General features: G+C 40.5%; 12 protein-coding genes and 1 riboswitch. Of the genes, 8 read left to right on the top strand and 4 right to left on the bottom strand.

Annotated features, from left to right (window positions below; all coding sequences use genetic code 11):
• Positions 1 to 8: 8 nt before the first annotated feature.
• The 8 genes from BTR25_RS12835 to BTR25_RS12800 all read left to right on the top strand — a co-directional run bounded on the left by BTR25_RS12835 (position 9) and on the right by BTR25_RS12800 (position 7,926).
• Positions 9 to 914 (top strand): ABC transporter permease, encoded by a 906-nt coding sequence (locus BTR25_RS12835; RefSeq protein WP_075688457.1) that lies wholly within the window; start codon positions 9 to 11, stop codon positions 912 to 914.
• Positions 915 to 935: 21 nt separating this feature from the next.
• Positions 936 to 2,483: a glutathione ABC transporter substrate-binding protein gene (locus BTR25_RS12830; protein WP_075688456.1), complete on the top strand. Its 1,548-nt coding sequence runs from the start codon at positions 936 to 938 to the stop codon at positions 2,481 to 2,483.
• Positions 2,484 to 2,492: 9 nt separating this feature from the next.
• Complete coding sequence (locus BTR25_RS12825) at positions 2,493 to 3,470, top strand: ABC transporter ATP-binding protein (protein ID WP_075688455.1); 978 nt, start codon at positions 2,493 to 2,495, stop codon at positions 3,468 to 3,470.
• The gene (locus BTR25_RS12820; RefSeq protein ID WP_075688454.1) at positions 3,470 to 4,492 is read left to right on the top strand and encodes an ABC transporter ATP-binding protein; all 1,023 of its coding nucleotides are present in this window, start codon (positions 3,470 to 3,472) and stop codon (positions 4,490 to 4,492) included. The genes BTR25_RS12825 and BTR25_RS12820 overlap by 1 nt, the downstream gene beginning before the upstream one ends.
• Positions 4,493 to 4,615: 123 nt before the next feature.
• Positions 4,616 to 6,220, top strand: coding sequence for a gamma-glutamyltransferase family protein (locus tag BTR25_RS12815; protein WP_075688453.1), 1,605 nt, complete (start codon positions 4,616 to 4,618; stop codon positions 6,218 to 6,220).
• Positions 6,221 to 6,288: 68 nt separating this feature from the next.
• Positions 6,289 to 6,828 (top strand): chromate transporter, encoded by a 540-nt coding sequence (locus tag BTR25_RS12810; RefSeq protein ID WP_075688482.1) that lies wholly within the window; start codon positions 6,289 to 6,291, stop codon positions 6,826 to 6,828.
• Positions 6,825 to 7,373, top strand: coding sequence for a chromate transporter (locus BTR25_RS12805; protein ID WP_075688452.1), 549 nt, complete (start codon positions 6,825 to 6,827; stop codon positions 7,371 to 7,373). The genes BTR25_RS12810 and BTR25_RS12805 overlap by 4 nt, the downstream gene beginning before the upstream one ends.
• Positions 7,374 to 7,632: 259 nt before the next feature.
• On the top strand, positions 7,633 to 7,926 hold the full coding sequence (locus tag BTR25_RS12800; RefSeq protein ID WP_075688451.1) for a hypothetical protein: 294 nt from the start codon (positions 7,633 to 7,635) through the stop codon (positions 7,924 to 7,926).
• Between the two features lie 90 nt (positions 7,927 to 8,016).
• Here BTR25_RS12800 and BTR25_RS12795 read toward each other — a convergent pair whose 3' ends face one another.
• The 4 genes from BTR25_RS12795 to BTR25_RS12780 form a co-directional block, all read right to left on the bottom strand.
• Positions 8,017 to 9,477 (bottom strand): M20 family peptidase, encoded by a 1,461-nt coding sequence (locus BTR25_RS12795; RefSeq protein ID WP_075688450.1) that lies wholly within the window; start codon positions 9,475 to 9,477, stop codon positions 8,017 to 8,019.
• Between the two features lie 187 nt (positions 9,478 to 9,664).
• Positions 9,665 to 10,552: a 4-hydroxy-tetrahydrodipicolinate synthase gene (gene dapA / locus BTR25_RS12790; RefSeq protein ID WP_075688449.1), complete on the bottom strand. Its 888-nt coding sequence runs from the start codon at positions 10,550 to 10,552 to the stop codon at positions 9,665 to 9,667.
• A gap of 124 nt (positions 10,553 to 10,676) precedes the next feature.
• A riboswitch (Lysine riboswitch) is annotated at positions 10,677 to 10,855 on the bottom strand.
• Between the two features lie 150 nt (positions 10,856 to 11,005).
• Positions 11,006 to 11,203: a hypothetical protein gene (locus BTR25_RS12785; RefSeq protein ID WP_075688448.1), complete on the bottom strand. Its 198-nt coding sequence runs from the start codon at positions 11,201 to 11,203 to the stop codon at positions 11,006 to 11,008.
• A gap of 177 nt (positions 11,204 to 11,380) precedes the next feature.
• Entirely contained in the window at positions 11,381 to 12,586 is a 1,206-nt protein-coding gene (locus tag BTR25_RS12780; protein ID WP_075688447.1) for an MFS transporter, read from the bottom strand.
• Positions 12,587 to 12,743: the final 157 nt, after the last annotated feature.

Raw genomic sequence — 12,743 nt, 5'->3', positions numbered from 1 at the left:
GAAGGGGGATGACAATGGCTGAAACAGTAACAGTGAAAGTCGGCGAGCTCAAAAAGGTTAAAAATAATAAGGAAAACACCTTTTTAGTAACAATGAAACGATTGTTGAAAAATAAACTTGCGGTAGTCGGGTTAATGATTATCGCTCTTCAAATCTTGATGGCGATTTTTGCCCCACTGATTACCTTTCACGAACCGGTCAAGCAAAACTTATCTGCAAGTGAGCTTCCGATGTTAAGTGAAGGTCATTGGTTAGGAACCGATAACTATGGTCGTGATGTTTGGAGCAGAGTAGTTTTCGGTGCACGTATCTCCCTTGTGGTAGGGATTGTAGCTGTAACTTTAGGCCTTATCGGAGGAATTGTCCTTGGTCTACTTGGTGGTTATTATAAAAAGCTAGATGGTGTAATTATGAGAATCGTAGATTTGCTATTCTCATTTCCAGGAATCTTACTTGCGATGTTAATTATCGCAATATTAGGAACAAGCCTTATTAATGTCGCGATTGCGATTAGTATTTGGTCGATACCGACCTGTGCAAGGATTGTCAGGGGTTCTGTTCTTTCGATTAAAGAGAAGGAATATATTATGGCGATGAAATCACTTGGAGCATCCGACTTGCGGATTATGATTAAGCATATATTGCCAAACGCCTTCGCGCCAATCATTGTATTTGCAACGATGAGGATGGCAACTGCCATTCTATCAACGGCATCACTAAGTTACCTTGGCTTGGGAGCACAGCCACCAACCCCTGAATGGGGAGCGATGATTTCACAAGGACAAGCTTTCATGTGGAGTTCTCCGCATTTAACGATTGTTCCTGGTATTGCCATCATGTTAACAGTATTTGCTTTTAACGTCGTTGGTGATGGATTACGAGATGCAATTGATCCAAATATGGATATTCAATAAAAAACCGAGGGGGAAATTATAATGAAGAAAAATTGGTTGTTAATCATTACAATTATTACAGCACTTTTATTAGCAGCATGTTCTAGCGGAGACTCAGCTTCACCATCAAGCAGTGAATCTGGTGGAGGCTCAAAGGATGTTGAAAGTTTAACCTATGCTTCTTTGACGGATGCAGTTGGTTTGAGTCCAATTATGACCAATGACTCAGCATCAGCGAATGTTATCGAACATGTTTATGAAACGCTTTTTAAACGAAATGCAAAATCAAAGGAAATTGAACCAATACTAGCAGAGTCTTATGAGAATCCAGATGAACTTACTTGGGTTTTCAAGTTAAAACAGGGAGTTAAATTTCATGATGGAACAGACTTCAACGCTGAAGCAGTTAAATATACGTTTGACAAATTACGTGACCCAGCAACAGCAGCACCACGTGCAAGTTTATTAGAACCAGTTGATACGATTACTGTTATCGACGATTACACAGTAGAAATTAAAACAAAATATCCGTATGGTCCATTCTTAGCGGCTCTATCTCACTCAAATGCTGCAATCGTAAGTCCGACAGCGGATCAAAAGCAAGATTTAATGAAAGAACCAGTTGGTACAGGTCCATTTAAGTTTGTTAGCTGGACACCTGGTGACCAAGTAGTGTTAGAAGCAAACCCTGATTATCGTGATGGAGCTCCTGCTGTTAAGAAATTTGTTTTAAAAGTTATACCGGAAGTTTCAACAGCGATTTCTATGTTACAAGCTGGGGAAGTACAATTTATTGACAAGCTTCCAACAGAACAAATAAGTCGAATTGAAAGTATGAAAAACGTAAATATTGAAAAAGTTGATGGAACAGGACAATACTATTTAACTTTTAATTTCTCAAAAGAAGAAAATCAAGATCCAGAATTTAGAAAAGCTGTTGCAAGTGCGATTGACCGCGATGCCTTCCTTACTAAATTAAATGGCTTAGGTGTAAGAAGTGACAGTGTTATCGGACCACAAGTATTTGGTCATAACGAATCTGCTGATAAAGCAGGTACAGCTTATGATTTAGAAGCAGCAAAAGAATTAGTTGAGAAGAATGGTTATGACAAACGTCCTATTAAGCTCCTGACTGCTAACCGTGGAAACTTTGTATTAATGGCTGAAGTAGTACAGGCACAATTAGCCGAAGCAGGATTTAATGTTCAAATTGAAACAATGGAATGGGCAGCATTCTTAGATACTGCACGTTCAGGGAACTATGACCTTACATTCTTAAGTTGGTCAAACGTTACAGCGGATGGTTCGGAGTTGCTATATCCTAACTTCCATAGTGCTAACGTAGGTTCATCTAACCGTGCACAATATAACAATCCAGAATTCGATAAACTTGTTGAAGCTTCTAGAACGACAACAGACCAAGAGAAACGTTTAACTATTCTTGACCAGGCAAACCATTTAATGCTTGAGGATAACGCAGTGGTGATTATGTACCACGATGTGGTTACAGCCGCACTTAGCAGTAATTTACAAGGTCTGATTGTAGACCCGACCGGAAAATGGGATGTTTCCGAGGTTACAGGAAAGTAGGTTTACATTATGGGAGAGACATTACTTGAAGTCAAAAACATTGTGACAGAATTTCGCACAGCAGACGGGCAGCTGCCTGCTGTGCGTGATGTCTCCTTTTCATTAAAAAAAGGAGAAACACTCTGTATTGTTGGTGAATCGGGCTGTGGTAAAAGTATAACTTCTCTCTCTGTTATTGGATTATTACCTAGCAATGGAAAGATAACGAGTGGGGAAGTCCTTTATGAAGGAAGCCCTATTCACAATTTACCGCAGGAAAAAATGCGCCAAATCCGCGGAAATAAAATCTCTATGATTTTCCAGGAGCCAATGACTGCATTAAATCCTGTGTTAACAATTGGCTTTCAGATCAGGGAACCGTTAATGCTTCATCACGGCTTATCAAAAGTTCAAGCAACCAAGCAAGGAATTGAACTTTTAAAACAAGTTGGGATTCCTTATCCTGAAAAGAGAATGGATCAATATCCACATGAACTGAGCGGCGGTATGCGCCAACGTGTGATGATTGCTATTGCATTATCCTGTAATCCAGGCTTACTGATTGCTGATGAACCGACAACGGCACTTGATGTAACGATTCAAGCACAGATTCTAGATTTGATCAATGACTTAAAAGAAAAGCTTAACATGGGTGTGATGATGATTACCCATGATATGGGTGTAGTTGCAGAAGTGGCGGATCGGGTAATGGTTATGTATGCCGGGAAAAAGGTAGAAGAGGGTACGGTTGAGGAAATCTTCAATAATCGGAAACATCCGTATACGATCGGGCTCTTAAATTCTGTTCCAAATGTGGATGACCCCAACTTTGAATTAGAATCTATTCCCGGTTCATTACCAAGCTTACATGAACAAATTACTGGTTGCCGATTCCACGCAAGATGTAAGTTTGCTACCGATCGGTGCAGAACAATAGAACCTCAAGTGTTTGATGTGTCTGAAACCCATAAGGTTAGCTGCTGGTTAACAGAAGAGGAGGTGCACTAATGGCAGTCGTTACAGAGAAAGTAGCATCAAAAGTAAAGACAGATCCAAAGGTGCTCCTTGAACTAAAAGGAATTAAAAAGTATTTTCCTATCAAAGGCGGAATCCTGCAGCGCAAGCAGGGTGATGTTAAAGCGGTTGAAAATGTTTCCCTGGAGCTTTTTGAAGGCGAAAGCTTAGGAGTGGTAGGCGAATCAGGATGCGGAAAATCTACATTAGGAAGAGCCATTCTAGGTTTAGAAGAGTTAACAGACGGGAAAATTTTCTTCCAGGGCAAAGAAATCCAAAACCTAAGAAGAAGAGAAAAGCTCAAGTTTGTTAAACAGATGCAAATGATTTTCCAAGATCCATATGCGTCATTAAATCCCCGTCAGCGAATTGGACATGCTTTGGAAGAAGTTTTTACAATGCATACCGACATGTCTGCGAAGGAAAAAAGAGAAACTGTTATTAGTTTGTTAGAAGAAGTAGGCTTAAAAGAGGAGCATTTTTATAAATATCCCCATGAGTTCAGCGGTGGTCAGCGTCAGAGAATTGGGATTGCCCGTGCAATTGCACTTAACCCATCTTTTGTTATCTGTGATGAGGCCGTTTCAGCTCTTGACGTATCTGTTCAAGCGCAGGTATTAAAGCTATTAAAGTCCCTTCAAGCAAAATATCAGCTTTCTTATCTGTTCATCTCACATGATTTAGGTGTTGTCCGCTACTTCTGTGATCGGGTATTGGTTATGTATTTAGGAAATACAGTGGAGCTTGCCACGGTAAGTGACTTGTTTGAAAAGCCGCTTCATCCTTACACACAGGCACTGTTATCGGCGATCCCAAGGCCATCGGTTAATAAAAATCGAACCAGGATCCGCCTTCAGGGTGACCTGCCTAATCCTGCAAACCCGCCGAGCGGCTGTCCTTTTCATACCAGATGTCCGATTGCAACGGAAAAGTGTTCAGCTGAAAAGCCTGCATGGAAGGAATACGATCCCAATCATTATGCTGCCTGCCATTACGCTGGGCAGTCAATACTATAAAAATATAAATCCTCCTACCTACCAAGTGGGGGGAATCTTACTTTTAAGGAAACGTAGTATAATAATATTGAAATTGACCAGCGAACAGAAAAGTAAAGTCGGTCAGTTGAGGAGGAATCTAATATGGATTATTTATATCACCCATTCGCATCAAAGCGCCATACTGTATTTGCAAAAAAAGGTATGGTTGCGACATCCCAACCATTAGCTGCTCAGGCGGGGTTAGAAATTTTACAAAAAGGCGGAAATGCGATTGATGCAGCGATTGCGACAGCGGCTGCCTTAACGGTTGTTGAACCAACATCAAACGGAATAGGTGGGGATGCTTTCGCTTTAGTATGGACGAAGGATCAGTTACATGGGTTGAATGCATCTGGACCCTCACCTGAGTCAATCTCTGTAGATGCAGTAAAGAATTTAGGGCATGAGAAGATGCCAGTTCATGGCGTTATTCCGGTTACGGTGCCTGGTGTTCCATCAGCGTGGGCAGCGTTATCTAAGCGTTTTGGTCGTCTATCGTTAGCTGAAACTCTAAAACCAGCAATCCGTTATGCAGAGGAAGGTTATCCTCTTACACCGATTCTGGGTAAGTATTGGAAGTTGGCTTATAATAAATTTAAAGAGAACTTTACAACTGAAGAATTTGAAGCATGGTTTGAAACCTTTGCACCAGAAGGAAGAGCACCTGAGATTGGTGAGGTTTGGAAGTCTCCTGGTCATGCTTCCACGTTAAAGTCAATTGGTGAAACCGATGCACGTTCCTTTTACGAAGGTGAATTAGCTGATAAGATTGATGATTTTATGAAGCAGCATAACGGTTTTTTATCAAAAAGTGATTTGAATAAATATGAGCCACAATGGGTTACACCCATTTCAACGAATTACCGAGGCTATGACGTATGGGAGATTCCGCCGAATGGTCAAGGGATGGTCGCTTTAATGGCCTTGAATATTTTCGAGAAAATGTCACCTCCAGCTTGGCAAAATGCTGAAACTCTTCATCAGCAAATCGAAGCGATGAAGTTAGCGTTTACCGATGGTCAGGCGTTTATTACCGAGCCAGATGAGATGCCGATTTCTGCTGAAGAATTATTGTCAGAAGCATACGCAATTGAACGCAGTCAGGTGATTACAGATGTGGCAATGGATCCAAAACCGTATGACTTGCCAAAGGGGGGTACGGTCTACCTAGCAGCAGCAGATGATGAAGGCAATATGATTTCGTACATCCAAAGTAATTATATGGGATTTGGTTCGGGGGTTGTCATTCCTGGAACAGGGATTGGATTGCAAAACCGCGGGGCAGATTTCTCATTAGATGAGTCTCATCCAAATGTGTTACGACCAGGAAAGAGAACGTACCATACGATTATTCCAGGATTCTTAACGAAGGATGGCCAAGCGGTAGGACCTTTTGGAGTAATGGGGGGGTATATGCAGCCCCAAGGACATTTCCAGGTTGTAACCAATACTGTTGACTATATACTAAATCCACAGGCCGCATTAGACATGCCGAGATGGCAGTGGATGAAAGGAAAATCTGTTCATGTTGAACCAGAGTTCCCTAACTACTTGGTTCAGGCACTTGCTCGAAAAGGTCATGAGGTGCATGTAACTCCAGAAGGAGGAAGTTTTGGGCGTGGTCAAATCATTTGGAGAGACCCTGAAACGGGAGTATTACAAGGCGGAACAGAATCTCGCACGGATGGAGCAATCGCAGCTTGGTAAATGCACTAGCTAAAGAAAAACCATCTGAATCACCTACTTCTAATTCACGCCCGTTTTGGAGAAGGAATTTGGATATTATCACGGCTTTTTTTCGTGTGGGGATATTGGGGTTTGGCGGTGGTCCTTCTTCCATTCCTCTTGTCCATCAGGAAACAGTAAAGAAATATCAATGGATGAATGAAGAGGAATTTGCCGATACGTTAGCGCTTGCGAATACCATGCCAGGTCCCATCGCCACGAAAATGGCAGGATACATTGGTTACCGAGTTACGGGGGTCGTTGGCTGTATTTGTGCGTTATTGGCATCTGTAGTTCCGACAGCGTTAATGATGATTTTCTTGCTGCAACTACTACAGGAATATAAGGATATTCCTTGGGTTCAGCATATGTCGGCATCCGTCGTCCCGGTGGTTGCAGTGATGTTGGCATCAATGACATGGGATTTTGTGAAAAAGTCAGGGGAGACGCTTGGCTGGGTTAAAGGGGTGCTCATTATCTTAGGTGCGCTTGTCTTAATGGAATTTCTGAATATTCATCCAGCTATTCTCATTTTAGTATTAATAATGTATGTGGTGTTGCCATTTGCTAAAAGGGGGATTCAGAAATGATTTACTGGCAAATATTTTTGGCTTTCTTTATCCCGGGGATTTTAGGATATGGCGGCGGTCCCGCATCCATACCATTGGTTGAAAATGAAGTCGTTGACAACTATGGTTGGATGACAACGCAGGAATTTAGTGAAGTGTTAGCAGCTGGAAATGCATTACCCGGACCAATTGCCACGAAAATGGCGGCCTATATTGGGTATACAGAAGGTGGCATTCTAGGAAGTCTTGTCGGACTATTTGCTACCATTGCCCCTTCCATCATCCTAATGTTAATATTAATGGCTGTTTTACTGAAATATAAGGACAAACCACAAGTCAAAAACATTTCAATTATTGTCCGCCCTGTAATAGCTGTCCTATTAGGAGTAATGACACTTGAGTTTGTTAAGGATTCGATTTCTGGTTTAGGAACAATCTATACGATTATCATGTTTGTAGGAAGTTATCTGCTGATAGAGAAATGGAAGGTACATCCTGCATTAGTCATTGTCATTGCACTTTTTATCGGTGCTGCAACAGGTTTGTATTATCCAGGAATACATTAATACCTTTAAATGGAAGTGTTTATTTGCTTAAGTGAGTGAAATACGTTCAAAGACAAAAGACTGTTTGTGTCCTACAGATAGTCTTTTTGTTTTGGAGATTTATGATAAATAAGTGGAGAATAAATTTTTATATTCAGTATAAATGTCGCTTTTTTCGAAAAATTCACCGCAAATTTAATAGAAGTATGGATTGGCCCATGCCGTTTAGGACTTGCTGCATATAGTATTAGCAAGTCCATATTTAGAGGGAGGGTTTACTTTGTTCAACTATGAAACTGCAAAACAATACCAGGGAAAGACTGTTCGTTTTAAAAACGAAAAGGGAGAGTGGGTTATTGGCAAGGTAATGAAGGTTAATAAAGATGGTTTAGAGATCGAAGAGTTCAACACAGAGGGAACAGAAGATGATGGTTTCGGATACGGTTTTTTTGGTCCAAGACCCTTTTTTAGACCAGTTCCATACAGAAGGCCATATGGTTACCGTCGACCTTTTGTTAGATACCCGTTCACTGGGATCACGGCATTAGGCGTTCTACCGTTCTTTTTCTGGTAAAAAGTTACAAGTGGTGCCTATCACCGCTTGAAAAACAAAGAGAGGAGACTGCTTCTAAAAATTGAAGGGTCTCCTCTTTTAGTTTGCTTCTTAATGGTTGGCTTCTTTAATGATTTCTGCATAAAATTTGATGGCACCCATGAAATTTTCTACACTTATATGTTCGTTCGTTCCATGCATTCGATTTAAGTCCTCGGAGGTAATCTGCACAGGCAGGAAGCGGTAGGTATTTTCTGATACCTGATCATAATGCTTCGCATCTGAGCCTGCAAACATTAAATATGGAGCAACGACTGCGTCATTATAAGTGTTTCTGGCTGCTTGCTGAACCGTTTTAAATTGCCAGCTGTCTACAGACGATACCTTGGTGGCCTCACTGCCTGACACCGTTACTTTTATCTCATCATCCTCAATCGTTTTTTCAATAAAGCTCTTAACCTCTTCTAATGAATCGCCAGGCATAAGGCGGAGGTTAATAATTGCGGATGCTTTTTCAGGCAGTGCATTATACTGTTCTCCCGCTTGGAAAATTGTTGGTGCAATGGTTGTTCTAATTAAGGCAGCAGAAGCTGGCTGCTTAAGCAATATATTTTCAATAATAGGTTCGAAAATGAATTTATTGCTAAAGACGTACTTCATGCCAAAGCTCATTTCAGGAGCGACAAATTCAAATAAATCTTCACCTGGACCTCTGAGGTCGGCATCAAATTGGGTATCTTCTAATTTAGCGATCGCACTGGCGATTCGCCCGATATTGGTATGGTCCTTTGGCTGGGAAGAGTGGCCGCCGCTGCCTTCAATTGACAATTCTGCTGTCGCCGAGCCTTTTTCAGATACACCAACCACTCCAACAGGCTTGTCTACACCTGGAACCATATTCTCAACAATTGCTCCACCTTCGTCTAACACAAAGTCAAAGGTGATTCCTCTATCCTTTAACGTGGCTGCGATAACATTAGCACCTTCATCGCCTCCAATTTCCTCATCAAATCCAAACATGAGATAAATGTCTCGAGTTGGCTGGTAGCCTTCATTAAGCAACAGCTCGACTGCTTCTAAAATTCCAATCACGCCAATTTTATCATCAAGCGCACCGCGGCCCCATATCTTCCCGTCAGCAACCGCTCCACTAAAAGGATCATGCTCCCAGTTTGCTTCAGTCCCCTGGAGTACAGGAACGACATCATAATGGCTGGTTAAACCTATCGGATTTTTACTCGAGTCTGAACCTGTCCATTTATAGACAAGGGCGTAATCATTTACCTTTTCCAATTCGAGTTCAGCATGAATGCTAGGATAGCTTTTCTCCAAAAAGGAAATAAACTGGTCAAACTCATTAAGGTCAAACCTGCTTCGATCCTGATAAGATATAGTCTTGTAGGTAATCGCTTCAGATAAGTGTGCAACAGCATTCTCCTCATTGATTGCCAGATAGGTTGGATTTGGGTCTGGCTGTTTGGATTTAACTAGCAAACTATTGAGAACGGTTACAATGATAAATATAAGAATAAGACCACAAAATATGAACAATGATAGTTTTCGCTTTTTCAAAGCACCTTCCTCCAATACTAAAGACTGTCTTTAAAATACATCTACATAGTAATTTCTCTCTGAAGAGGGTTTTTCCCCTCGTTTTGAAACAAGCGCTAGTAAAAAAGCTGCCTAGAGCAGGCAGCTTTGTTATCAAATTGAAATTAAAGCAATTCTTTCGAAACCGCTAGCTTCAGCTATGGAATACTCATACCAGTGTATTAATCTTACTTGCTGGAAGTGCGCTTTGAAGTGTCAGTTTTTCTTCATTGGTTAATGGAACTAATGGTAAACGCACACCTCCAACTTGCACTCCACTCATATTCAAGGCTGCTTTTACTGGTGTCGGGTTTGGTGCAGCGAATAATGCTTTCATAATAGGAAGAAGGACACGGTGTGCAGCTGCCGCCCCTTGAACATCGCCCTTTTTAAAGAGATTAATCATTTCCTGCATTTCGTTACCAATAATATGTGAGGCAACTGAAACCACACCTGCTCCGCCTAAGGCAAGAACGGGAATGGTCAAACCGTCGTCACCGCTATATAATGTAAAATCATTTGGTGTACGACTAATGATTTCCGACATTGAATCTAAGTTTCCGCTTGCTTCTTTAATAGCAACAATATTGGGAACCTCAGAGAGCCGAACAACGGTTTCAACAGACAAATTTACTACGCTTCTTCCAGGAATGTTATAAAGCATCACTGGTAAAGAAGTAGACTTGGCGATTGATTTAAAATGTTGATACATTCCCTCTTGAGAAGGTTTATTATAGTACGGCGTGACAAGCATAATTCCGTCCGCTCCAGCTTCCTCAGCCTTCTTGGTTAAACTAATGCTCGCCCTAGTGTTATTTGATCCTGTGCCAGCGATGACCGGTACTCTTCCATCTGTGACTTCAACAACAAACTTTAGGAAATCAACCTTTTCTTCTGTAGTCAGGGTAGGGGATTCTCCTGTCGTACCTGCAACGACTAATCCATCTGTACCATTGGTAATTAGATAATTTACTAAAGATTTTGCAGCATTAAAATCAATATCGCCATTATGATCGAATGGCGTTACCATAGCTGTTAATACTTGGCCAAAATTCATTATATCTCACCCTTTACATAATTTTTTGTTAGAAATTAGAGGGGGAGGCCACTTACCAATCAACGCAAAAAAGCAGCAACGAGGGTTCGCTACTGCAGTAGAAACATCTATTTATTGTTCCCACGCGTGAGATAGCCCTCCATATAGTTACCTATATGACAGTTCTGGATTTCTTCAATACAGAACCAGCGTCAAGATGAATGAGACTCTATCCGCTTCGGCAAATTCCCCTTTCCACAACTTTCACAGGATCTCATCATCCTCAAACTATGTACTAATGGTCTTTGCGCCTCTATCCTCACTTCAAAGGTATGAAGTAAGAAAGTATTTAATTTTCTGTAACTATACCAAAAATCCGGCTAAGGTTCAAGGAAAATGTGGTGTCAATGTGGTGCCTGTCACCGCTCGTGTACAAATTCCCCCAATTTGTACGCCTGGGGTGGACAGTGGCTGTTAGTTGGTTTCGGGGAGTTCTGGTAATTTTTTTTCTTTTTCGACTTCCATGGCTGAGACGAAATAGGCAAAGCCGTTCATTAGAAAGACGATTACGTTGGATTGGAGCTGCTCCCTTTCTCCTAAATAAGTGTTTAAGATTATGATGACCGAGTATAAAATGACAAAAAATAAAGCGATCTTATTAAATATGATCATTCTCTGACAACCCCTTTTTAGGATTCTTTTCTTAATCATATTGGCTTTTAGCAGGAATTATGCAAGCAAGCTATAACAATATAAAAAGGTGAATAAATTTATTATATTCCACGGACTGTATAGTAATACCAAGACAAAAACCCAGCCGCTTGGGCTGGGTTTCTTTCAGGTGGGACTTTATACAACATGCTTGGCTTTTGGTGCTTGGCTAACGCATAATCCCTTTTTTTCAAATGAAACAATCTTAAACAATAACCCTTGAATGAGGATTGTAAATAAGAAATAATAATACGTTAACTCTTGTGCAAAATGGTAAAGAGCAATAAAGATGAGAACGGAAATTATTCTACCGATATTGAGCAATGTTTCTCTCAACACCATTGATTCAGTACGAAGACCGGACTTCGGCAGGTCCTCAATCGTTCTTAACATAAAGCTAAAATAAGAGACCCCTAAAAGTGCTTTAGCAATCTCGTTTACGATTAGAAAGATAAACACTGTCCATATATTCATGTTAACGACCATCGGAACACATGCTATAAAATACATGATCCAGACAAACAGTAAGGTAGAAGGCTCTCTGTCTTTATGATTATATTTTGCATGCCACAAACTTGAGAGAATGGCAACAGATCCGAATAATATTGAACTAATCCCTACGAGAAACTCATTCTTTACTGCCATAAATAAAATCACAGTGGGGAAGAAAGCTAATAATCCTTCACACATGCCCCAAATAAACCAGCCAAACCACATCGGTTTTAAAGTAGGTTTCCGGCGGTTAAATCTCCATAGTAAACGTAAATATAATGGTTTGCTTGAAGAATGGTCCTTTGGAAGACGAAAGCTTAAAATCAACCCAACAACAAACAGTAATAAAGATAAAGTAAATACAAGGTTATAGCCAGTAAAATCTAACTTAGTAATAATAAAACCAGCAAATGCCGGCCCGATCGTATTAACAAGTCCAAACACAGCCATTTGTTTTCCCATAAAGGAGGATCGTGATTGATTGTCCACTAAGTCATAAATCAGAACAAGATAGCCGAGCCAGTAAAAACCACCTGCTAATCCATTTAAAACCCCAATTAACATTGGAAATTCTGCCGTTTTATCTTGTAGTAAAATCACTAATAGGTAAAATAAAGCGGTAAACCCAATCCCGATTTGAAAACTAAAGATTCGATCCTTACGTTTTGCCAAGTAAGCCCCATAGGCAAAGCCAACTACGGTGAAAAAGAAGGTTACGAGAATAAATGAAGCATTTACCGTTAAATCCTCTGAGAGTCTCCATAGGTAAAGGTTTAAGAACAATCCAGACATGGTAGTCGCTAATCCGTAACTGGCATGAATGGTGAGCAGTAATTTCTGTGATGTACTCAAGTTAATTCCCTCAATCTCTTTATTTTTATATGACAATCTCATTTATTAATTAAATTAACTAACTAGGCTATAATAGCATATTTTGCTCCATTTATGGATAAAAAACTTTAGATGTAGTTTGGTACATTCTTCAAACACAATTACCATTTTTATTGAT

Source organism: Bacillus sp. MRMR6, assembly GCF_001940785.1.
In the GTDB taxonomy this organism is placed as follows: domain Bacteria; phylum Bacillota; class Bacilli; order Bacillales; family Cytobacillaceae; genus Neobacillus.
Note: the sequence above shows the minus strand (reverse complement) of the source record. Positions and strands in the feature narration are given on the sequence as shown.

Excerpts from the sequence above, each read along its gene's own strand:
- BTR25_RS12805 (WP_075688452.1), top strand. The coding sequence starts at position 6,825 with ATGATTTACTGGCAAATATTTTTGGCTTTCTTTATCCCGGGGATTTTA.
- BTR25_RS12835 (WP_075688457.1), top strand. The coding sequence starts at position 9 with ATGACAATGGCTGAAACAGTAACAGTGAAAGTCGGCGAGCTCAAAAAG.
- BTR25_RS12785 (WP_075688448.1), bottom strand. The coding sequence starts at position 11,203 with ATGATCATATTTAATAAGATCGCTTTATTTTTTGTCATTTTATACTCG.
- BTR25_RS12825 (WP_075688455.1), top strand. The coding sequence starts at position 2,493 with ATGGGAGAGACATTACTTGAAGTCAAAAACATTGTGACAGAATTTCGC.
- BTR25_RS12830 (WP_075688456.1), top strand. The coding sequence starts at position 936 with ATGAAGAAAAATTGGTTGTTAATCATTACAATTATTACAGCACTTTTA.
- BTR25_RS12815 (WP_075688453.1), top strand. The coding sequence starts at position 4,616 with ATGGATTATTTATATCACCCATTCGCATCAAAGCGCCATACTGTATTT.
- BTR25_RS12820 (WP_075688454.1), top strand. The coding sequence starts at position 3,470 with ATGGCAGTCGTTACAGAGAAAGTAGCATCAAAAGTAAAGACAGATCCA.
- dapA (WP_075688449.1), bottom strand. The coding sequence starts at position 10,552 with ATGAATTTTGGCCAAGTATTAACAGCTATGGTAACGCCATTCGATCAT.